The sequence below is a fragment of the Streptomyces sp. R35 genome, from assembly GCF_041053035.1.
Lineage (GTDB): Bacteria > Actinomycetota > Actinomycetes > Streptomycetales > Streptomycetaceae > Streptomyces > Streptomyces lutosisoli.
Genome location: NZ_CP163440.1, coordinates 1,400,745 through 1,425,054, shown reverse-complemented (window position 1 = coordinate 1,425,054; position 24,310 = coordinate 1,400,745). Strand labels below are relative to the sequence as shown.

The 24,310-nt window shown below is 71.8% G+C and carries 8 protein-coding genes; 7 read left to right on the top strand and 1 reads right to left on the bottom strand.

The window, feature by feature from the left end:
- The first annotated feature begins 131 nt into the window (after positions 1-131).
- Positions 132-2,117 (top strand): collagenase, encoded by a 1,986-nt coding sequence (locus tag AB5J50_RS06845; RefSeq protein WP_369255871.1) that lies wholly within the window; start codon positions 132-134, stop codon positions 2,115-2,117.
- Between the two features lie 163 nt (positions 2,118-2,280).
- Here AB5J50_RS06845 and AB5J50_RS06840 read toward each other — a convergent pair whose 3' ends face one another.
- Positions 2,281-3,000 (bottom strand): hypothetical protein, encoded by a 720-nt coding sequence (locus AB5J50_RS06840; RefSeq protein ID WP_369255869.1) that lies wholly within the window; start codon positions 2,998-3,000, stop codon positions 2,281-2,283.
- A 76-nt stretch (positions 3,001-3,076) separates the two neighbouring features.
- Between AB5J50_RS06840 and AB5J50_RS06835 the strand changes: the two genes are divergently transcribed.
- From AB5J50_RS06835 to AB5J50_RS06810, 6 genes are all read left to right on the top strand, one after another.
- Complete coding sequence (locus tag AB5J50_RS06835) at positions 3,077-4,816, top strand: DUF4132 domain-containing protein (RefSeq protein WP_369255867.1); 1,740 nt, start codon at positions 3,077-3,079, stop codon at positions 4,814-4,816.
- Positions 4,817-5,040: 224 nt separating this feature from the next.
- A complete protein-coding gene (locus AB5J50_RS06830) occupies positions 5,041-5,520 on the top strand; it encodes an SRPBCC family protein (protein WP_369255865.1) in 480 nt (159 codons plus the stop codon).
- Between the two features lie 64 nt (positions 5,521-5,584).
- The gene (locus AB5J50_RS06825) at positions 5,585-6,097 is read left to right on the top strand and encodes a hypothetical protein (RefSeq protein ID WP_369255863.1); all 513 of its coding nucleotides are present in this window, start codon (positions 5,585-5,587) and stop codon (positions 6,095-6,097) included.
- Between the two features lie 561 nt (positions 6,098-6,658).
- Positions 6,659-7,774 (top strand): GNAT family N-acetyltransferase, encoded by a 1,116-nt coding sequence (locus AB5J50_RS06820; protein WP_369255861.1) that lies wholly within the window; start codon positions 6,659-6,661, stop codon positions 7,772-7,774.
- A 483-nt stretch (positions 7,775-8,257) separates the two neighbouring features.
- Entirely contained in the window at positions 8,258-10,018 is a 1,761-nt protein-coding gene (locus AB5J50_RS06815; protein ID WP_369255859.1) for a fatty acyl-AMP ligase, read from the top strand.
- 232 nt (positions 10,019-10,250) lie between these two features.
- Positions 10,251-24,248: an SDR family NAD(P)-dependent oxidoreductase gene (locus AB5J50_RS06810; RefSeq protein ID WP_369255857.1), complete on the top strand. Its 13,998-nt coding sequence runs from the start codon at positions 10,251-10,253 to the stop codon at positions 24,246-24,248.
- Positions 24,249-24,310: the final 62 nt, after the last annotated feature.

Below are 24,310 nucleotides of genomic sequence, written 5' to 3'. Positions count from 1 at the left end.
GCTCCGGTGTTATGGCTCACCGATGCCATGTGCTATGTCACACGCCATTGTTGGGGCGGGTCGGTGTTGAGAAGGTGCCACACACGCCTCAACACCCGTATCGAGGCGCATCCATCCGTGGAGGAGTCCAGATGCGCTACCGCTTCGCGCTGCCCAGACGCATGGCCGGCGCCCTCACCGTCTGCGTCACCTTCGCCGGCCTGCTCTCGACGCCGGCGCTCGCGGCACCCCCCGCTCGGGACGGCACCACCGCGGTGACCGCGTCCCGGAAGGCGACGCCACCCCCGCCGCCGACCGGCTCGACCGCAGGTGCCGCCGACCGTCCCGCCGTACAGGGCCGACCGCTCACCGCGGCCCAGCTGCCTCCCCTGACGCCGACGCCCTCCCGGGGCCGTCCGAGCTCGGGGACCGGTACGAGGACCACACCGAAGGCGGCCTCCTGTACTCCGGGCGACTTCGCCGGCAGGATCGGACCCGCACTCGTCGCGTTCGTCAAGGCCTCGACCACGGGCTGCGTCAACACGCTGTTCGCCGTCACCGGTTCCGACGCGCGCGACATCTTCCGCGAGTCTCAGATGGTCACTCTGGCGAAGGCCTTCACGCGAGAGGCGCAACGCTATCGAGGCGACAACTCGTCCCAGGTGTGGCAGCTCGTCCTGTTCCTGCGCGCCGGCTACTACGTGCAGTTCAACGACCCGGCCGACGTCGGCCCCTACGGCGCGACCCTCGCCGCAGCCACCACCCGCGGCCTCGACGCCTTCTTCGCCAACCGGCACTCCAGGGACGTCACCGCGGCGAACGGTGACGTGCTCGGTGAGGTCGTCATTCTCACCGACAGCGCCGACCAGCAGGCCCGCTATCTGAAGGTCTACCGGCGGTTGCTCAACGGATACGACAGCTCCTATGACGCCATCGGCAGCATGCTCGCGGCCGTCAACGACGTCTACACCCCGCTGTGGCGCGGCAACTGGAACACGGACTACGTCAACGCGGTCACCGCCGACCCGGGCATCGTCCGGACCCTCCACACGTTCGCGCTGGGGCACCTGGACCTGCTCGGGACCGACCGCGGTTACCTGGACTCCAACGCCGGGATGAACCTCGCCCGCTACGTCGAACACACGGTGCTGCAGGCGACGGTCCGGCCCCTGACCCTGGACCTGTTGAACGCGTCGGAGCTCACCGGCCCCACGGCCGGGCTGTGGATCGCGGTGGCGACGCAGGCGGACTACTACGACCACCTCAACTGCTCGTACTACGACGTCTGTGACCTGACGGGCCGGCTGACCCGGGCGGCCCTGCCGATCACCCACACCTGCGACGCGACCCACACCGTCCGGACCCAGGCGCTCACCTCCGACGAACTCGACGCCGTGTGCGCCAACCTGCTGGGCCAGGACCCGTACTTCGACAACCTGGTCAAGGACGACGGCCCCATACCCGGCCAGTACGTGTCCACGCTCCAACTCGTCGTCTTCGCCAGCCGCGCGGACTACCAGACGTATGCCGGGGCGATCTTCGGCGTCAGTACGGACAACGGCGGCATCACCCTGACAGGAGACCCGTCCGACCCCGCCAACCAACCGCTGGCGATCATGTACCAGAAGAACGTCGACGACGGCTTCACGGCCCGGATCTGGAACCTCAACCACGAGTACACGCACTTCCTCGACGCCCGCTACGACATGAAGGGCGACTTCGCGCAGCAGACATCAGTGCCGGACGTCTGGTGGATCGAGGGCCTGGCCGAATACGTCTCCTACGGCTACCGCGGCATCACCGACGAGCAGGCGGTCGCGGAGGCGGGCAAGCACAGCTACCTCCTGAGCACGCTGTTCCAGAACACCTATGCCAACAGCGACGTGACCCGCACCTACCCCTGGGGCTACCTCGCGGTCCGCTACATGTTCGAGCAACACCCGACGGACATCCACCGCATGCTCGCCCGTTTCCGCGTCGGCGACTACGCGGGCGGATACGCCGTCTACGGCTCCGACATCGCCACCCGCTACGACGCCGATTTCGACCAGTGGCTCACGGCGTGCGCCGCCGGCGCCTGCTCCACACCCGGCCGAGCCGGACTCCGCGCGGTGTCGGCGCACGCCTGGGCCCCGTAGGCCGGTGCACTGCCGCCCAGGGGAGCGGCTGGAGCGGCCCGCGGCGGACCCGGCCGAGAGGCTTCGGCCGGGTCCGCCGCGGCTTCCGGAGCCTTCGGGTCGCCGGTAGTTGGACGCCGGATCACATGAACCGACGTGTGGATCCGGCGGGTTGGTCGCGTTGTCAGTCCCCTCTGCCATGATCCCGGCCATGCTCTACGACGCCCTGGTGGCCAAATCCCGTAGGAACGACTCGCTCGACGAGGTGAGGTCTGCCGCGCTCGGCCGCGTCCGCTGGCTCGTCGACCTTCTGGAACGCCAGCGCGCGCAGTTTCGGTGGGACGCCGTCCCGTGGGTGGGGGAGGGCGGGTACGAGCGGTTCCAGGCGGCGTGCGCGGCGACCAAGAACGAGATCGACGGGCGGCTCGCGGCCTGCGCGGACGAGGAGTGCCGGGCCGCGGTCCTGTGCCTCCTGCTGGCCGCGGGCTTCGACCGTACCGGCTTCTGGCAGTACGGCACTCAGATAGGGACGCTGATCTCGCGGGTGCGCGGCTGGACTTCGGACGAGGTCGCCGTGATGCTGCTTTGCGTCACCGAGTACGACATGGGCCACTCGTTCGCCGAATCGCTGAGGACGGCGCTGAACGCGGCCGAGTGCCTTGACGCCGACGGTCGCCGCGCGGTCGCGCCCTGGTTGCGGCACGCCCATGCGGAGCTCATGAACACTGATGTCCCGGCGCGCCTGCGCGGGCCGCTCGCCCAGCGCCTCCGTACGCTGCTCGAAAGCGTGGACGAGGCGCACATCCCCGAGGGACTGATCCCCTCGTCCGCCCCCTGGGCCGCCCCACTGCGAGACCGGGCCGGCGCCTCGCCGACGCCCGAGCTGGCCGGCTTCGTCCGGCACCTGGCGAGCCTGTCGGGCCCGCGTCCCGCGCAGCGGGTGGCGGCGGACGTGCCGCGCGCTCGCGGACGCGGCGGCGGTGGGCGACCTCGCGGTCGAGATCCTGCGGGGGCTGGCCGAGGGGGATCCGCTGTGCAGCAGCGGACAGGGTCCGCACACCGCCTGGATGGGCGAGTACCACTACCACTATGTCGTTCATCAGAGCGATGGCGACCTGGCGCGCGGCGTCGTCTGGGCGGCCGCGCTCACCGGCGGCCCGGCCTCGGTGCCGTACTTCTGCGCGCTCGGCCTGGGGGCAGGCGGTCCAGGATCCGACGTGATCGAGGACCTCAAGCTCGCGGGCGCGGCGATCAACGCGCTCGCCGAGATCGACGATCCGGCCGCCCTGGAGGCGCTGTGGCGGTTGCAGTCCCGGATCAAGCACCGGGCTCTGCGCAAGCAGCTCGACACCGCTCTGCTGACGGCCGCCGACCGGCAGGGCATCACGGCGGGGCAACTCGTCGAGCGCAGCGTGCCGGACCACGGCCTGGCGCCGGGCGGCTCGCTCGAGCACGAGCTGGGCGGATACCGGGTACGGGTGGTGATCGAGGACGCGGTGACGGTGCGGCTCACCTTCGCGGGCCCCGACGGGCGCCTGTTCCATACGGCCCCGGCGGCGGTGAAGGACGGGTTCCCGGACGAACTCAAGCAGCTGAAAGCCCTGGCCAAGGAGATACGAGGCACGCTCTCGGGCGAGCGGGCCCGCGTCGAGGCGCTGATGTCGGCCGGGCGTGAGTGGCCGTACGACGAGTGGTGCCGCTACTACCGCGACCATCCGGTCACCGGGGTCCTCGTCCGCGGCCTGATCTGGGAGTTCCAGCACTCGGACGGCGTGTGGCACGCGGCGGCGCCCATGACCGAACCGCCCGGCGAGCCGGCGCGCGCACGGTTGTGGCATCCGATCAGGGCGTCGACGGACGAGATCAGGGCGTGGCGGGAGCGGATCGTCGCCGAGCGGCTGCGGCAGCCGTTCAAACAGGCCTTCAGGGAGATCTATCTGCTCACTCCGGCGGAGGAGGAGACCGGCGTCTATTCCAACCGGTTCGCCGCCCACATCGTCCACTACCGACGGCTCTACGCGCTGTTCAAGGAGCGCGGATGGCAGGCCAACTTCCTCGGCCGGTACGACGGAGGCTACGAGGGGAGGGCACGGGTCGAGCTCGGGGACGGCGAGTGGCGGGCGTGCTTCTTCCACGAACCTGCCGCGGAGGACTACGGGGACTACGCGCCCGATCACGCCGCGACGGACCAGGTCCGGTTCGAGCGGCGTGACGGCCGACGCCGGCGGGAGGTTCCGCTGGCCGAGGTTCCGCCGCTGGTGTTCAGCGAGGCGATGCGGGACGTCGATCTGTTCGTGGGCGTGACCTCGATCGCGGCGGATCCCGAGTGGGCCGACCGGGGCGAGGACCGCTATGCCGCTTACTGGCGGACAACCACGTTCGGTGAGCTGACGGCGAACGCGGAGGTCCGGCGCGCGGCGCTGGAACGGATCCTGCCGCGCTTGAAGATCGCCGACCGGTGCGCGCTCGACGGCCGCTTCCTGGTGGTCCGCGGCGGGCTCCGTACGTACAAGATCCATCTGGGCTCGGCCAACATCCTGATGGAGCCGGACGACTCCTACCTGTGCATCGTCCCGTCGCGCCCCAAGAGCGACGGCAAGGTGTTCCTGCCGTTCGAGGACGACCGGCTCTCGCTGATCCTCAGCAAGGCGTTCCTGCTGGCCGCCGACACCAAGATCACCGACAGGACCATCCTCACGCAGATCAAGCGAGGTGGCTGACGGCCACCGTGGCGTTCCGCGAGCCATGAAAGAAGGCCAAGGACGACTCATCGTTGACATTATGCAGGTAACTACCTGCATAATCGGAGTGTGAGCCTCGAAGCGAGGGCTGCGCGAGCTGTGTGAGCGCTTGGGCATGGCGCGCCGGTCGGCGACACGGCATCTCGGCATTCTTGAGCGGGCAGGCGATCAGCGTCATCAAGAACCAGGCAGAGGAGTACGCCATGACCAACGGAACCACGTCCGTACCGACCTACGTCTACGTCACCTACATCCGTGCGGGCGCGGAGCAGGTGTGGCAAGCCCTGACGGACGCAGACCTGACGGCGCGCTACTGGGGGCACGCCAACATTTCGGACTGGCAGCCGGGCTCGGCCTGGGAGCACCGACGCGTTGACGGATCAGGCGCCGTCGATGTCGTCGGTGAAGTGATCAAGGCGGAGCCTCCGACGTGTTTGGTCATCACCTTCGAGGACACCCCCGACGCCGAAACGCCAAGGGAACCGTCGGTTGTCACCTTTCTCGTCGAACCGCACCAGGACATCGTCCGGCTCACCGTGACCCACGAGAATCTCCCCAACCAGGAGATGCTCCAGGGCATTTCGAGCGGTTGGCCGGCCGTGCTGGCGAACCTCAAGTCGCTGCTCGAGACCGGCGATGTCCTCCCGCAGGCGCCATGGGAGATGTCCCCCGGGCACGCCTGAGACGCACTCGCCACAACCCTTCCCGTATTCGCCCCGCGCACGACCGCAGAAAGAGGACAACACGATGGATGCCACCCCGCTTCGGGACGCCTACCGCGCGCTGCTGGACGTTGCTGCCACGGTGGCCGACTCCGGCGACACGAACCCCGCCCCGCCGGCCGGCGAGTGGAACGCTGAGCAGATTCTGGCGCACGTCGCCATCGTCAACGCCGCCACCATCGCCGCCGTCTCCTGCGTCGCCGCGGGAGCGAACACGACGTATGACAACCGCATGGCGCACGACACCTGGACCATCGAACGCGTCATCACGCTCGCCGGCGGCAACGCGGGGCTCCAGGACCGCATCCGCCACCAAGGAGACGCCCTCTGCGCACTCGGCGGGCCGATGCTGAGCGAGGCCGAACTCGACACCCTGGTGCCCACTCTGCTCCTGTCCAACGGCAAGGTCCTGGTCGATCAGACGGTGCCCCTCAGGGACCTCATCACGGGCCTCGCGGAAGTGGAGCTGCCCGGCCACACGAGGCAGCTCCTGGCCCTCCTGCCGGACGGCGCCGGGGCCGGGGCCGAAGCCATGTGACCTTCCAGCGCGGCCATCGGCCTCGCCTGGTGCGTGGCGCTCTTCCTGGTCGGTTACGTGTGGGCGCGCCGCACCTTCAAGACCGGCGCCAAGCGGTAACCACCGCTCCTCTCAAGCCACTTCACCGCGGCGCATCCTCCACACCCCGCCCGACGACCGCGGGAGGACCCCATGCCGGGGTCTTGCGCGTACGGACCGTCTACTCCGTACGAAGGCTCACAGCAGCCCGAACGGCGGCCAGGAGTCGCGGGTCGGGTGGCCCAGAGCGGACCCGGTCGCTCAATCCACAGCTTTCCGATGCGGTAGGGGCTCTTGACAGCGTGCGTACTGTTTCGCGACGTTTGAGCCCCGCCGCACCGTTCAAATCTCGGTCGCGACCGCGGAACGAGCGTGTGTACGGCGTGGATCTCGGATAGCCAAAGAAGTGGCGGGACGCGTACAGCGCGTCATGGGGGGAGCGGTCGTCCATGCGATCCATGAGCAATGATCCACACATCTCACCGGCCTGTGCTGTGACCGGCACGTTCCTCGCGGGTTCTGCGGAAGGGCGGTTGATCTGAGGTGGACATCACCATCTACAGGCTCGACGAGCTGAGCGTCTCGCTGCGCAAGGCGTGGCACCAGGCGATGGATGAGTCGCCCGAATACGCCAACCCCTTCCTGGCGCCGGAGTTCGCGATCGGGATCGGCAAGTACCGCGGTGGGGCGCGGGTGGCGGTCCTGCACGAGAACGGGGAGCCCGTCGGTTTCCTCCCGTACGAGCGCAACGTCTTCGGCGTCGGCCGGGCCGTCGGGCTGGGCCTGTCCGACTGCCAGGCACTCGTGCACCGTCCCGGGGTCACCTGGGACACCGAGGAGTTGCTGCGGGCCTGCGGGCTGTCCATCCTCGAGTTCGATCATCTCGTCGAGGAGCAGAAGCCGTTCGGCAGACATGTCACGGGGACGTTCGCCTCACCGGTGATCGACGTGAAGCCCGGCGACGGCAGCTACGCGGAGTGGCTGCGCGGCGCGTACCCGGGGCTGGCCAAGACGACGCTGAAGAAGGAACGCCGCGTGGGGCGTGAGGTAGGGGAAATGCGGTTCGTCTTCGACGAGCGCGACCCGGAGGTGCTGCACCAGCTCATGCAGTGGAAGTCCGCCCAGTACCGAAGAACGGGGCGGATGGACCGGTTCGCACGACCGTGGATCGTCGACCTGGTGGACCATCTGTTCCAGGTCCGCGAGGAGCACTTCACCGGCGTCCTGTCCGTGGTGTACGCCGGCGACCGGCCGGTGGCCGCACACTTCGGGCCAAGATCGCGCACGGTGCTGGCGGCCTGGTTCACCGCGTACGACCCCGAATTCCACCGCTACTCGCCCGGATTGATGATGCATCTTCGGATGGCCGAGGCGGCGGGCCGGCACGGCGTGACGCTCCTGGATCTGGGACGCGGTGACAAGGAGTACAAGGACTGGCTCAAGACCCGTGAACTGCGCGTGGGAGAAGGGTTCGCGGCCCGCCCCCACCCGGTGGCGGCGGCACACCGGCTGTGGCGCCGACCGGTGCGGGGCCTGCGCAACACGGTCCTGGCCCATCCCAAGCTGCGGGAACCCGCCGACCGGCTGCTGAAGACGGTCGGCACGCTGCGCACGTCGGGCCGTGCGGACTCCGGCGGAGTGGGACCCCGCACACACTGAACTGGCTTCCCTGCTCCCGGCTTTCGCGCGATGCCGGCCGGGCGCACGGGCATGCCGAAGTCCTGACGAGGGATCAGGCGAGCAGCGTGGTGGATGTGTTCTGCGGCACATACCAAGTGGTCCGCAATGGAGGGCATCAGACGCGTGTATCCAGATAAGCGCAACCGTGCACGCCGGTGACACGTTTCTCTAACTGGGCGTCAGATCATTCAATTGCCTATTGAAATACCCAGGGTTACATCTGTCGAGCCGAAAAGACTTGCTATCGTCCTACTCGTCGGTAGCAAGCCGAACGGGGGGCACGAGGAGCCGGCGTACGCATCGCTGCTGCTCCTCGGCAGGTTGGTCGTGTGGGCATGTCTGGCAAGGGGGCCAGGCGGCCACGGCGTCTTTGCGTACGCATCACGCGGCCGGTCTTCGGGCTCCAGTTTTCTGGCCTTCTCTTTTCCTCGCCCATTTATCCGAACAGGTGAGACTCCTCAAATGGCTCGATCCCTGGTCGATTTACTGACCCTGCACGCCTCGCAACAGCCCGACCGCACCGCCTACCGCTATCTCGTCACGGGCGACTGTGACGGAGAGATCCAGGACATCTCGTTCGGGCGTCTGGCCGGCCGGTCCCGGGCCGTCGCCGCCTGGCTGCAGGAGCGCGGTCTGGCCGGTTCCCGCGCCCTGCTGCTGTATCCGCCCGGGCTCGAGTTCATCTGCGGCTACCTGGGCTGCCTTTCGGCCGGAGTCGTCGCCGTACCGGGCGTACCCCCGCAGGGGCGATCGCAGAACCACCGCGCCCTGACCCGGATGAAGCGGCTGATCGCCGACGCGGACGCCAAGGTGATCCTCGGCGGCCGTGAGGTGATCGCCGCTCTCGGCGCCATGTCGGAGCATCTGCCCGAACTGGCCGAGATCACGTGCGTCGCCACCGAGGACATCCCCGACGAGGCGGCCGGCTCCTGGCGCGAACCCGACCTCACCGCCGACTCGGTCGCCTTCCTCCAGTACACCTCCGGGTCCACCTCCGCCCCGCGCGGTGTGATGGTGACCCACGGGAACCTGCTGGACAACGAGCGGGTCATCACGGAGCGGATGGGCCATACCCCCGACGTGATCGCCGAGTACGACCACGAACTGTTCGTCAGCTGGCTGCCCGTGTACCACGACATGGGTCTCATAGGCCCGGTCCTGAACACGGTCTACCTCGGCGTGACCGCCACGCTCTTCTCGCCGCTCCACTTCCTGCAACAGCCCCAGCGCTGGCTGACCGCCATCGACCGCTACCGCCCGCACACCAGCGGCGGCCCCAACTTCGCGTACGAGCTGTGCCTGAAGCACGCCACCCCCGAACTCCTCGACGGCCTCGACCTCAGCCGCTGGAAGGTCGCCTTCAACGGGGCCGAACCGGTGCGGGCCGCCACCCTGCGGCGCTTCACCGAGACCTTCGGCGCTGCGGGTTTCCGCCGCGAGGCCCTGTACCCGTGCTACGGCCTGGCCGAGGCCACCCTCATGGTCACCGGCAGTACGGTCGAGACCCCGCCCACCCTCGTCGAGGCCGCCGGGACCGGGCCGCACGCCGGGGCGGCGGACGCGGCGGCGGTCAGCTCGGGCCGGCCAGGTCCCGGCATGACCGTGGTGATCGCCGACCCCGAGCGGCAGGAGCCGCTGCCTGAGGGAGAGGTCGGCGAGATCTGGGTCGCGGGTGCGAGCGTCGCCAAGGGCTACTGGCGCAACACGCTCGCCACCCGCGAGACCTTCCGGGCCACGCTGAAGGACCGCGAGGGCCGCTTCCTGCGGACCGGCGACCTCGGATTCCTGCGCGACGGCGAACTGTTCGTCACCGGCCGTCTCAAGGACCTGATGGTCATCGACGGACGCAACCACTACCCGCAGGACCTGGAACTGTCCGCCGAGATGTCCCACGGGGCGCTGCGCCCCGGCTGCACCGCCGCGTTCTCCGTGGACAGTGCGGTGGACGGCGCAGCGGACAGTGCGGTGGACGGTGGAGTGCAGGGCGAACAGCCCGTCATCGTCGCCGAGATGGCCCCGGAAGCGGTGGGTGACTCCGACAAGATCACCGATCTGATCCGCAGCGCGATCGGCGAGGCCCACGGCCTGTCGGTGCGCGAGGTCGTGCTGGTCCACCCCGGCACCATCCCCAAGACGTCCAGCGGGAAGATCCAGCGCCACGCCTCCCGGGCGGCCTACCTGGCCGGCACCCTCTCGGTGGTCGGCGCGCCCGCCATGAGATGACCTGGACGACGTCACCCGCCGCCGGCACGCACATCCGTGCCGGTGGCGGCCCCGCCGTCGCCCTGGTCGTACACCGGTTTCTTGGCCGTGCGACGCCGGAATCGCCGTACGTCACCGGAGTTCGCCCACGCCGGTCACATGGTTCGGACGTACGTCGCCCGCATCGCCCGTATCGGCCGTACGGAAATCGCCTGAGCCCGAGTTCACGAGTTCACGAGGACACCTTTTCCAGATGCCTGCGAACGAGTCCCCGAAGCAGTTCCCCGAGATGTCCGTCACGACCTCCGAGGGTGTGCGGGCCTGGCTGGCGGCGGCTGTCGCCGAGGAGGCCGGGATCGACCCGCCGGCCGTCGACCCGGAGCGGCCGATCGCCGAATTCGGTCTGGGATCACGGCAGTTGGTGACACTGGCCGCCGGCCTCTCGGAGCGGATCGGGCGGCCTCTGGAGCCGTCTCTTGTTTTCGACCACCCCACGATCGCGGAACTCGCCGAGGCGGTCTTCGGTGAACGGCCCGCCGTCGCCCACGCGGCGGACCAGGCGCCCGCGAACCCGGCCGCACGAGCCGTCGGACGGGCCGACGACGACATTGCCATCATCTCCATGGCCTGCCGCTTTCCCGGCGGCGCCGACGACCCCGAAGCGCTCTGGCGGCTGCTGGCCGCGGGCGAGGACGCCATCACCGAGGTGCCCGCGGGCCGTTGGGACACTCAGGGGCTCTACGACCCCGACCCGGAGGCCACCGGCAAGGCCTACACCCTGCGCGGCGGCTTCCTGGCCGACATCGACCGCTTCGACGCGCCCTTCTTCGGGATCTCGCCGCGCGAGGCCGCGGCCATGGACCCGCAGCAGCGGCTGCTGCTCCAGACCACCTGGGAGACGATCGAGCGCGCCGGGATCGTCCCGGAGACGCTGAACGGCAGCTCCACAGGCGTCTACATCGGCCTGTACGACAGCGGATACCTGGCCTCGGCGGCGCTGGGCCAGCTCGACGGGCATGTCGGCACGGGCTCGGCGTCCAGCGTGGCCTCCGGGCGCATCGCCTACACCCTCGGTCTCCAGGGCCCGGCGGTCACCGTCGACACCGCTTGCTCCTCCTCCCTCGTCGCCCTGCACCTGGCCGCGCGGGCGCTGGTGAGCGGTGAGTGCGACCTGGCGCTGGCCGGTGGCGCGACGCTTCTGGTGACACCGCGTGGGCACGTCGAGTTCAGCAGGCTGCGCGGGCTGTCGCCGTCCGGGCGGTGCAGCCCCTTCTCGGCCGACGCGGACGGCGTGGTGTGGGCCGAGGGCTGCGGTCTGGTGCTGCTCAAGCGGCTCGCGGACGCACGCCGGGACGGCGACCGGGTCCTCGCGGTCGTCAAGGGCTCCGCGATCAACCAGGACGGCCGCAGCCAGGGCCTCAGTGCCCCCAACGGTCCCGCGCAGGAACGGGTGTTGCGCGCGGCCCTCGACGCCGCAGGGCTCCGGCCGGACGACCTGGACCACGTCGAGGCGCACGGCACGGGCACACGGCTCGGCGACCCGATCGAGGGCCGGGCGCTGGCATCCGTGTTCGGTCCGGGACGCCCCGCCGACCGGCCGCTCGGCGTCGGCTCGCTGAAGTCGAACATCGGCCACACCCAGGCCGCGGCCGGCATCGGCGGCGTCATCAAGACCGTCCTGGCCCTCGGCCACGAGCTGCTCCCGGCCTCGCTGCACGCCGACACCGTGACCGAACACGTCGACTGGGCGGGCGGCGGCCTGCGTGTGCACAACGGTGCCCAGGCGTGGCCGCGCGGCGGCGACCGGGTGCGGCGGGCCGGCGTGAGTGCCTTCGGGATCAGCGGTACGAACGCGCATGTCGTGCTGGAGGAGGCGTCGGAGGACCTGGCGCGGCCGGCCGGCGAAGCGCTGCCCGCGGAGCTGTCCGGAGAACCGACCGCAGAGTTGCCTGGAGAGCCGACCCGAGAGCCCACCGCAGAGCTGCCCGGAAAGACCCTGTTCCCGCTCTCCGCCCGGACCCTCCCAGCCCTCCAGGGGCAGGCCGCCCGCCTCCACGAACTACTCGCCGGGCAGCCCGAGTTGACCCTGCCGACCGTGGCAGGAACGCTGACCCACCACCGCACGCACTTCGAGCACCGAGCCGTCGTCCAGGCGGGCAACCGCGACGAACTGCTGACCGCGCTGCGCGGACTCGCCGAGGCACAGCCCGACACCGGCACCGACACCGGCACTGGCGCCGTCGTCGTAGGCCCCCAACAGACCCTCCCCCCAGGCAAGTTGGCCTTCGTCTTCCCGGGCCAGGGTGCCCAGTGGACCGGTATGGCCCGCGATCTGCTCGACCGTGACCCGGTGTTCGCGGACGAACTCGACCGCTGCGACGCCGCCCTGCGCCCGTTCACCACCTGGTCGGTGGCCGCTGTTCTGCGCGGCGACGGGGGCGTCCCGCCCCTGGACCGTGTGGACGTCGTGCAGCCGGTCCTCTTCGCCGTGATGGTGTCGCTGGCCGCGGTGTGGCGGGCCCGTGGCGTACGGCCGGACGCGGTGATCGGGCACAGCCAGGGCGAGGTCGCCGCGGCCTGCGTCGCCGGGGCGCTCAGCCTCAACGACGCGGCGGCCGTGGTGGCCCTGCGCAGCCAGGCCCTGACCGAGCTGTCCGGCACCGGCACCATGGCGGTCGTCGCCCTGCCGCACACCGAGGTCGAGGCCCGCCTCGCCGAAGCCGGCCTCGCCGGCCGGGTGTCCGTCGCCGCCGTGAACAGCGGCCGCTCGACGGTGATCGCCGGTGAAGTGGAGCCGCTGGAAGCCTTGTTGGCCGCACTCGACCGCGAGCTGGTGTTCACCCGCCGCCTCGACGTCGACTACGCCTCCCACAGCGCCCAGGTCGAAGCGGTCCGGGCCACCATCCTCGACGAACTCGACGGCGTCACCACCTGCCCCACGTCCGTGGCCTGGTACTCCACGGTCACCGGTGAGCCGGTCACCGAGGAACTGGAGGCCGGCTACTGGTACACCAACCTCCGCGAACCCGTCCGCTTCGCGCCCACCGTGGAGCGCATGGCGGCCGACGGCTACCGCTACTTCGTCGAACTCAGCCCCCATCCCTCCCTCGTCACCGCCCTGCGTACCGTCGCCGAGGACTCCGGTCACGAGGATCTGGTCGCCGTCGGATCGCTGCGCCGCGACGAGGACGGTTCCGCGTGCCTGGACCGGGCCGCCGCCGAACTCCATGTCCACGGGCGGAAGATCGACTGGCGCCGCCTGGTCCCCGACACCGCACCGGCGGACCTGCCGACGTACGCCTGGGACCCGCAACGCCACTGGATCGAGCCCGAGTCCGCTTCCGGCGCCCCCGGCCTCTTCGACCGCGCCGCGCACCCGCTGCTCGGTGTCCAGCTCCAGTCGGCGGACGAGACCCGCTGGACCTTCCGCAACGAGTGGTCCCCGGCCACCGCCGACTGGCTGCCCGACCACGCCGTGTTCGGGCGGACCGTGGTGTCGGGCACGACGCTGATGGAGCTGTGCCGCGCCGCGCTCGCCGTGGCCCGCCCGGACGATCCCGGCGACGTCACCGACCTGCTCCTCCTCGCGCCTCTCACCCTGCCTCAGTCCGGCACTGCCGAGGTGTCCGTCGAGGTGGTCACCGCCGGTCCTGTACTGGAGATCACCGTGCACAGCCGTCCGCGCGGTCAGGAGGCCATGGGCTGGACCCTGCACGCCACCGCGTCGGCGGCCGAACCCGCCCCGCTGACGGCGGGCCGGCCACCGGTCTGGCCCGAGGCGGCCGAACCGGCCTGGACCGATCGGACATACGAGCGGCTCACCGCGCTCGGCCTCGGCTACGGCCCCGCCTTCCAGGGCGTACGGTCGGCCGTCACGACCGGCGACGGCGCGCTGCTCGCCCGGCTCTCGTTGCCGTCCGTGGCGCGTGATGTGACCGACCCGTACCCCGTCCACCCGGCACTCCTGGACGCCGCACTGCAAGTGGCCGCCGCGTTCGACGCCTCCGACGGGCGGGTTCTGCTGCCGGTCGCGGTGGGCCGCTGCGTCCTGCCGCCCGGTGGCGCGACCGACCTCACCGCGTCCGTACGGCGCACGGGCGGCTCCGGCACCGACCTCACGCTGGACGTGACGCTGTGGGACGCGGACGGTCTCCCGGCGGGCCGCCTGGAGGGCGTACGGCTGCGGGCCGCGGACCCGGCGGACCTGAACGGCGCCTCTGAGAACGCCCGGCACCTGTACGAGGTGGTGTGGACGGCCGTGGGCGAAGAGCCCGCCGAGTCACCGGGCACCGCGTGGACCGTCCTCGGCGACCCCTCGGATCCGGAGCTCGCCGCGGCCTTGCGCGGCCTCGAAGCGGCGGGGATCCAGGTGCGCGAGACGGGCGCCGACGTCGTCGTACGGTTCTGGCCGTGCCCGGCGGCGGATGCCGAACCGGCCGCCGTGGCACAGGAGTTGGCGGCCACGGCCCTGGCCGAACTCCATGCGCTGATCGCTCTCCCGCAGGACGAGGCGCCCGCCCGGACCGTATGGGTGACGCGCGGCGCGATCGCGGCCGACGAACGGGACACCGTGCCCGGCCTCGCCCAGTCGGTGCTCTGGGGCCTGGCCCGCAGCGCCCGCGCCGAACACCCGGACCTCGGGCTGACCCTGCTCGACCTGGAAGGCTCGGATCCCGCCGACGCTCTGGCGGCCGCCGTCGCGTACGCCGGCGAACCCGAACTCGCCATCCGTGCCAGTGCGTTGCTCGTGCCGCGGCTGGTGCGGGCCCGTGCCCAGGACGCGTTGCGGAACCCTGCGGACGCGACCCTTCAACCGGTGCTGTCCCAGGAGACCCTCGCACCCGGTGGCCGCCCCGCCCTCGTACCCACCGACGGCACCGTCCTGATCACCGGCGGTCTCGGTGCCGTCGGCCGGAACATCGCCCGGCTCCTCGCCGAACATGGCGTACCCCGGCTGCTGCTGACGTCTCGTCAGGGATCCGACGATCCGCGCACCGACGAGGTCATCGCCGAACTGACCGCGCTCGGCGCCGAGGTGGAGGTCGCGGCCTGCGACATCGCGGACGCGTCCGGGCTGGCCGACGTACTCGGCCGTATCGGTGACGAGTTGCCGCTGCGCGGCGTCGTGCACTGCGCCGGCGTCCTCGCCGACGGGGTGGTCGCCGAGCTGACGCCCGAACGCCTCGCGCGGGTACTGCGCCCCAAGGTCGACGGCGCCGCCCACCTCCACCGGCTGACCGCCGACACACCGCTCGACCTCTTCCTGCTGGTCTCCTCGGCCGCCGGTGTCGTCGGCAACGCCGGTCAGGGCAACTACGCGGCGGCCAACGTCTTCCTCGACCAACTGGCCCACCATCGGCGGGCCCTGGGCCTGCCCGGCGTCTCGGTCTCCTTCGGCGCGTGGGCGGGTGAGGGCCTAGCCGCCGAACACGCCGACCTGGAGCGGATGGCTCGCCTCGGCCACCGCGCGCTCACCCCCGACCAGGGCCGCGATCTCGTCGGACTCGCCCTGCGACGAGGCACACCGCATCTGGTCGCCTGGGCCCTGGACCTGCCCCGGCTGCGCGACCACACGGCGGCCGCGGACGACGGTACGGCGGCGCTGTGGCGCTCACTGCTCCCCGCTCCCCGCACCGGCCGGGACACCGGCGACGGCCTGGCGGACCGGCTGGCCCGGCTCCCTGAGACCGAACGCTCCGAACGCGTCCTGTCCCTGGTCCGCGAGGAGGCCTCCCGCGCCCTCGGCCTGCGCTCGGCCGACTCCGTCCGCCCCGACCAGCCGCTGCGCGAACTCGGCATGGACTCGGTGACGGCGGTCGAACTCCGCACCCGCATCGGCACCCGCATCGGCGCCAAGCTCCCCGCCACCCTGCTGTTCGACCACCCCACCGCGGCCCGGCTGGCCGAGTACCTGCTGACCACCGCCCTCGCGACCGGCGGCCGCACGATCCGCCGCACCGCTCCCCGAAAGCAGCCCACCCGCACGGCTGCGTCCGCGGCTGACGAGCCGGTGGCCCTGGTGGCCATGGCCTGCCGTCTGCCGGGCGGCGTCAGCGACCCGGAGGACCTGTGGCGCCTGGTCGCGGAGGGCCGCGACGCGGTGGGCCCGTTCCCGGCGGGACGCTGGGACGTGGAGGCGCTGTACGACCCCGACCCGGACGCCCTGGGCAAGTCGTACGCCCGCGAAGGCGGCTTCCTGAGCGACGACGACCTGGAGTCCTTCGACGCGGGCTTCTTCGGGATCACCCCGAAGGAAGCGGCCGCCATGGACCCGCAGCAGCGCCTGCTGCTGGAGACGGCCTGGGAGGCGCTGGAGCGCGCCGGGATCGTGCCCGACGATCTCGCGGGCAGCACCACCGGTGTGTACGTCGGCATGTTCGGCAGCGACTATCTGTCGGGATCCCGGCTCGACCAGCTGGACGGGTACGTCGGTACGGGATCGGCGCTGAGCGTGGCCTCGGGACGGCTCGCGTACACGCTGGGGCTCACCGGCCCGGCGCTGACGGTCGACACGGCCTGCTCGTCGTCGCTGGTCGCGCTGCACCTGGCCGCGCACGCGCTGCGGTCGGGCGAGTGCGACCTGGCGCTCGCCGGCGGTGTGACGGTGATGGTGACGCCGGGCACCTTCGTGGAGTTCAGCCGGCTGCGGGGCCTGTCGCCGACCGGCCGCTGCCGCTCCTTCTCCGACGACGCCGACGGCGCCATCTGGGCCGAGGGCGCGGGCATGGTCGTACTGAAGCGGCTGAGTGACGCGCGGCGTGACGGTGACGAGGTACTGGCCGTGCTGCGCGGCACGGCCATGAACCAGGACGGCCGCAGCCAGGGTATGTCCGCGCCGAACGGTCCGGCACAGGAGCGGGTCATCCGGCGGGCGCTGGAGCTGTCCGGGCTGGAGCCCGCCGACATCGACTACGTGGAGGCGCACGGCACGGGCACGACACTGGGCGACCCGATCGAGGCGAACGCCCTGTCGGAGGTCTTCGGTGACTCGCGCCCGCAGGACCGCCCGCTGCACCTGGGTTCGCTCAAGTCCAACATCGGGCACACGCAGGCGGCTTCGGGTGTGGTCGGGCTGATCAAGGTGGTGCAGTCGCTGCGCCACCGGACCCTGCCGCGCACCCTGCACGCCGACACGCCCAGCAGGCACGTCGACTGGGACGGCAGCGGGCTGCACCTGCTGCACGAGACGGCGGTCTGGCCGTCGTCGCCGCAGCGCATACGACGGGCCGGAGTGAGCGCCTTCGGGATCAGCGGAACCAACGCGCATGTGATCGTGGAGGAGGCCCCGCCGGCCGACGCGCAGCCGGCGGACGAACTACCGCCGGGAAAGCGGATGTTCGTGCTGTCCGGCCGCAGTGAGGCCGCCCTCCGGGGGCAGGCCGCGCGGCTGGCCCAGCACGTGACCGAGGACACCGCCCTGCCGGACGTCGCCCACACCCTGGCGCGGCACCGCAGCCACTTCGAACGGCGTGCGGCGATCGTGGCGGGTGACCGGGACGAACTGCGGGACCGGCTCGCCGCGTTGGCGCGCGGACGGGCGCCCCTCGCTGCGCCCCGCGAGGAGCGGACGGGCAAGGTGGCCTTCGTCTTCGCCGGACACGGCGGTCAATGGCCGGGCATGGCCGTGGAGTTGATGGCGGGCTCGGACACGTTCCGCACGGAGCTGGCCCGCATCGACGAAGCTGTGCGCCGCCGGGTCGGCTGGTCCGTGCTCAACGCGCTGCGGGCGCCTGAGGAATTCACCCCGCTCGGCCGGACCGAGTTCCTGCAGCCGGTGCTCTTCGCGGTCAACGCGGCGCTTGCCGCCGCCTGGCGTGCGCTCGGCATCGCCCCGGACGCCGTGGTCGGGCACAGCCTGGGCGAGATCGCCGCCGCCTACAGCGCGGGCGCCCTCACCCTGGACGACGCCGTGACCGTGGTGACCGGGCGCGCCCAGGCGGTCGTACCGCTGGCGGGCAAGGGCGGCATGCTGTCCGTGGGACTGCCGCCCGCGCGCGTCGAGGAGCTGCTCGCGCCGTACGCGGACCGCCTGTTCGTCGCCGCGGTCAACAGCGCCACCTCCACGGCCGTCTCCGGCGAGGCCGACGCGCTGGCCGCACTGCGCCACCACCTCGACGAGCAGGGAATCCCCGCACGGCCGCTGTCGACTCCCTTCGCCTCGCACACCCCCTTGATGGACCCGCTCCGCGAAGAGCTGCTCGACCGCTTCTCCGGCATCCGGGGGACCCGCACGCCGACACCGCTGTACTCGGCGGTGCTGGCCGAACCCCTGTCCGGGGACCGGCTGGACGCCGACTACTGGTACGCGAACCTCAGGGAGCCCGTCCGCTTCGCGGACACCGTCCGACGGATGCTGGACGACGGCTACCGCTACTTCGTCGAGCTGAGCCCGCACCCGTCGCTCATCTCGTCGATCGAGGCGGTGGCGGCCGAGGCCGGGATCGACGCGGTCGGCATCGGCTCGCTGCGCCGGCAGCAGGACGGGAGCGATGTCCTGCTGCGCAGGCTGGGGGAGTTGTACGTGGCCGGGCACACCCCCGACTGGCCGGTGCTGTTCCCGCGGGGCCGCCGGGTCGACCTGCCCACGTACGCCTTCGCCCGCGAACGCCACTGGCTCGCACCCGCCCCGGCCACCGGGACGGCCGGCGGTTCACCACTCCTCGGCACGCACATCGAGGCCAGCGACGAAGCCGACCGGCACCTCTTCCAGACCGACATCGACCTGCGCGACAGCCGCTTCGCCTATCTCACCGACCACCGGGTCACCGGTGAGGTCTGGCTGCCCGGCGCCGCCTTCCTCGACATGGCTCTGGAGGCCGCGTCCGCGCTCCAGGGCGGCGGCGAAGTGCGGCTGACCGAGGTCAGGTTCGTGCAGCCGCTGTGTCTGGACGCGGAGAAGCCCGTACGGCTGCAACTGGCCCTGCGGCCCGCCGAGAACGGCAGCCGCGAGTTCACCATCGCCTCGGCGACCGCCGGAGAGCGGGGCACGCGGTGGGAGCGGCACGTCAGCGGACGTGTCGCCGGCACAGCCGAACCCGTGTCCGGTGCGGGCGAGCGGCTCGCCGTCCTCCGCGACCGTTGCGACGAAGAGGTCGAGCTGTCGGCCGTCTACGCCGGGCTCGCTGCCCTGGGCATCGACTACGGCCCGGCCTTCCGGGGCCTGGAAGAAGGCCGTCGTACGGACAGGGCGGCACTCGGCCGGCTGGCCCGGACGCCCGCCGCCGGTCATCTGCTGCACCCCGCGGTCCTCGACGCCGCCTTCCACACGGCCGCCCTGCCCGGCGCCGCCCCCGAAGGCCGGGCGTTCGTGCCCGCCGGCGTCGGACGACTGCGTTTCACCGGGCTGCGCACCACGCCCGCGTGGGTGACCTGCGAGCTGCGTTCCGCGGCCGGCGACGCCGCGACCCTGGACCTGCGGCTCTGGGACGAGAACGACCAACTGGTCCTGGAGGCCGAGGAGTTCGAACTGGCCGCGCTCTCACCCCTGAACGGCGCGCTCTTCGAGACCCGCTGGCAGCCCCGCCCGGCCGCGAAGGAGCCCTCGGCGAACGGCAGTTGGCTGATCCTGGCCGACAACACCGGCGTGGCCGCCGAACTCGGCGAGCGCCTCGGCTCGATGGTGCCGCAGGTGATCGCCCGCAGGGGTGAGACCTTCGCCGTGGAGGGTCCCGGCCGCTACGTCCTCGACCCGGCCGATCCGCACCAGCTGGCCCGTCTCCTCGACGAGGCGTTCCCGGACGGACTGCCCGAACAGGTGGTCCAGCTGTCCGCACTCGACGCCCCGGCGATCGAGGACGCCCGTACGGCCGAGGAGGCCGCACGGCTGTGCTGCCTGAGCACCCTGCATCTGGTGCGGACGCTCGCCGACCGCCCGCGGGGCCGGGCTCCCCGCCTGTTCGTCGTCGTACGGGGCAGCCAGGCCGCCGGTGACAGCACGCAGGTGACGCACCCTCAGCAGGCGCTCGGCTGGGGCTTCGGCCTCGCCGTGGCGCAGGAGTATCCGGAGCTGTCGACCACACTGATCGACCTGCCTGCCACGGACGGCGTCGACGCCCTGTGGACGCAATTGCGGCACGCGGACGACGAACGGCTGGTCGCGCTGCGGGAGTCGGGCCGTCTGGTGCCGCGGCTGGCCCGCACCCACCCCGACGACGGCGGTCACGGCGACATCACCCCGGACGGCGTGTACCTGATCACCGGAGGTCTGGGCGGCCTCGGCCGCGTCGTCGCCGAGCGACTGGTCCGCCGCGGCGCCCGCCGACTGGCCCTGATGAGCCGAGGTACGCCCGGCGTGGACGCGGCGCACTGGATCAGGGACCTCGAAGAGCAGGGCGTCTCCGTGCACCTCGCCCGCGCCGACGTCGCCGACCGCGAAGGGCTGACGGCCGCCCTGGACGCCGTACGTCGTGCGGCCGGCCCGATCGCCGGTGTCGTCCACGCGGCCGGTGTCCTCGACGACGCCACGGTGGCGAACCTGACCGACGAACGGGCCCTGCGCGTGCTCGCCCCGAAGGTCCTGGGCACCACCCTGCTCACCGAGCTGATCCCGGAGGCCGAGAACCTCGTCCTCTTCGCCTCGGCGGCCGGTGTCCTCGGCTCCGCCGGGCAGAGCCCGTACTCGGCGGCGAACGCCTTCCTCGACGCCTGGGCGCACCACCTCGCCCATGCCGGCCGACGGGCGCTCAGCCTGGACTGGGGCGCCTGGACGGGCGTGGGCATGGTCGCCGAGTCCGGCACCCGGGCCGCCGAGACCAGCCGGTCCGGTCTGGTCGCGTTCTCCCCGCAGGACGGCGGTGAGCTGTTCGACCGGGTACTGACCACCGCCCGCCGCCAGCTCGCCCCCCTCGCCCTGGACTGGGAGATGCTGGCCCTCGACCCGGACGCGGCACGCACCCGCCCGATCCTGGGCGACCTGATCACCGCCCCGACGGGTACGGCGGACTCGGACGGTCTCGTCAAGAAGGTGTTCGCTGCGACCACGGACCACGACCGCGCGGTATGGCTCGAAGCGTACGTACGCGCCAGGGTCAGTGAGGTCTCCGGAGGCGCGGTGGACGTGTCCGCGACCACGGCCCTGAAGGAACTCGGCCTCGACTCCCTCATGCTGGTCCGGCTGCGCAACGCCTTCGCCCGTGAACTGGGCGCCGAACTCCCGGCCGCCGCGGTGTTCTCGGCGTCCGACATCCGCGGCCTCGCACGGACCCTCGGCGAGGCCCTGCCCGAGCGGGACACCGTGGCGCGGCCCGAGAGGGAGCCGGCCGACAGCACCGCCGAAGTGCCCGAGAGCGAACTGCGGCCCGCGACCCGCGACGTCGTACGGCTGCTGCGCAGCGCCCAGCCGGGTATGCCGGACGCCGCGCACGGCATCGGGCTGGCCGTACGGCTCACCACGCCGACCACCCACGAGACGCTCTCCGGCATCCTCACCAGGCTCGCGGGCCGGCACGCGGCCCTGCGCACCGCGATCGTCAACGGCACCGGAGGCGAACGGGAGTTGCGGGTGGAACGGGAGCCGGCCGAGCCGCTGCTGCACTGGACGGACGTGGCCCCCGACGTCGAACTCGACGCCGCCGACCGGCTGCGCGGGCTGCTGGAGCCGCCGTTCGACCTGGCGAAACCGTCGCTGTGGCGGTTCGAGCTGCTCGACGCCGAATCCCGGGGCCAGATCCTGGTGTTCGGCGCGCACCACGCCGTGAGCGATCTGCAGTCGCTGCTGCTCGTGGCAGGGGAGATCGACGCCGAACTGTCCGGCACCTCCCTCGGCGACGCCGTCACCAACCGCGACATCGACCAGCTGATCGAGGCCCAGCGACCCCAGCAGGCCGACGCCGCCTCCAGCGAGGGCGCGGCCGAATGGCGCGAGGCCTTCCACGGCAGCGCACGACTGGACCTGACGCTCGCCGGGCCGCGCCCGGCAGCACGCTCGTACCGGGCGGGCAGCGTGACCGTCACGATCCCCGACGGGCTCATGGAACGGGTCTCGGCAGCCGCGAGCAGGCTCGCCATCACGCCCGCCGCCTTCTGCCTCGGCACCCTGATCGTGCTGCTGGCCAGGATGCGGGAACGGGAGCGCTTCGTGCTCGCCGTGCCCGTGGACACGCGTATCCACGCCGACGCGTACGACGCGGTGGGCTTCTTCGGAGTGCCGGTGCCGTTCCCGGCCGAGGCCCGGGCGGGCGAGCGGATCGAGGACGTACTGCGCCGCACCGACGGCCGCCTCGACCGGGTCCTCGACAGGGGAGCCATGTTCTCGGACGTGCTGTCGACGCTGGCCCGGCAGGGGCTGTACCGGGCGAACGCGCCGCTGGTGGAGGTGTACTTCAACTTCGTACGCTCCTCAGCGGGCCGCCTCACCCACCTGGAGGTGCTGCCGGTCGGGACGGGCTACTCCGACCTCGACCTGATGATCACCATGACCCCGGACGCGGGCCGGATCCGGCTGGATCACAACCTGGACATCCTGGACGCGGCGACCTCCACCGGGCTGGGGGAGGAGTTCCTGCGATCGCTTGCGGAGGCTGTGGAGGATCCGGGGACGCCGGTCCGTACAACGACGGACACGACGGACACGACGGACACGACCCACGCGACGGACGCGATGGTCGAGACGGTCCCAGCGATGTCTGAGGAGGCCGGCCCCTCCCCGCGCCGCTCGCTCGCGCTCGCCGCCACCTTCGCCCTCGGCAATCTGCCGCTGCTCTGTGAGGCGGCGGTCGAGGAGGGCGCGCGGGACGACGGCGGCCTGACGGTCGCGGAAGCCCCGTACCACCAGGTCCTCGCAAGCCTGCGCGACCCTTCGAGCGTCTTCGCCGACCCCGCCACGGCGATGGGTGTGGTGCTGCTGCGCGCGGCGGACCTGGAACGGTTCGGCCCGGTGGACGACGTACTGCTCGCCGAACTGCGCACCGAGTACCCGGCCGCGCTGCGGGCCCTGTCCGAGCGGACCCGCAAGCCGCTGATCGTCGGCTTCCTGCCGTCCGCGCGAGCGGAGGACCGCCTGGCGCGCTGGGAGCGCGAAATCGCCGACGAGCTGGCGGAGTTGCCCGGCATCGCGGTGCTGCGACCTGACGACTGGACCCGGTACCACGCCGTCGAGGAACGCTTCGACGAGCGGACCGAGCGGCTGGCCCACCTCCCCTTCACCCCGCACTTCCAGGCGGCGGTGGCCCTGCGTCTCGCCGAGGTCGTACGAGCGGTGCGGCGCCCCGCGCCCAAGGTGATCGCGGTGGACGGCGACGAGACCCTGTGGGGCGGGGTGGCCGGGGAGATCGGCCCGGACGCGGTGGACCTGACCGGCCCGCGTGCCCTGCTCGCGCGGCTGCTGCTGCGGTGGCGTGCCGCGGGCGCGCTGCTGGCGCTGGTCAGCAACAACGACGAGGACACGGTACGGGCCGTCCTGGACCGCCCCGACAGCCTGTTGAAGGCGGAGCACTTCAGCGTGCTCTCCGCGGCCTGGGGCCCGAAGCCGGGCCGGCTGGCCGAGGCGGCACGCACGCTCAACCTCGGTCCGGACAGCTTCCTGTTCCTCGACGACAACCCGGTCGAGATCGCGGGAGTGCGGTCCGCGCTGCCGGAGGTGCTGTCGGTGACCTGCCCGCCGACGGCCGAACTGGAGGAGTTCCTGGGCCGGTTGTGGCCGCTGGTACCGGCCGCGGCGACGGCCGAGGACGGACTGCGGGCACAGTTCTACGAGCAGGAGCGGGAACGGGACGCCGCACGCGAACAGGCCGGATCCGAGGAGGCCGGATTCGAGGAGTTCCTCGCCCACCTGGAACTCGACGTCGACATCAGGGCCCTCTCCGAGGCCGACGTCGAGCGGGCCGGGCAACTCGTCCGTCGTACCAACCAGTTCACCCTTCGCGCCCGGTCGGCCGACGGCGGAGATCTCGCCCGGTGGCGGGAGAACGGCGAGGTGTGGACGGCGGCGGCCCGGGACCGGTTCGGCGACTACGGCCAGATCGGCCTGCTCGCCGTCCGCCGGGACGGCGACCAACTCGACGTCCTGGCCTGGCTGATGAGCTGCCGGGCACTCGGCCGAGGCGTCGAGGAACGCCTGTTGCAGTGGCTGGCCGACCGCGCCGACCAGCTGGGCTGCGCCAAGGTCCGGCTGACGGCGGAGCGCACCCCGCGCAACGTGCCGGCCCGCCGGCTGCTGGCCGCGCTCGGCGGCGGCGACCAGGACGACCAGCTTCTGGAGAGCGTGGTCACGCCGGAACAGCTACGGGCCTTCCGCTCCTGGCGGCGGCGGTGAGCGGGTGGGAAGCGGGTCGGCCGCGACCTGTGGCGGTGGCCCTGAGGGATGGGAAGCAGTGG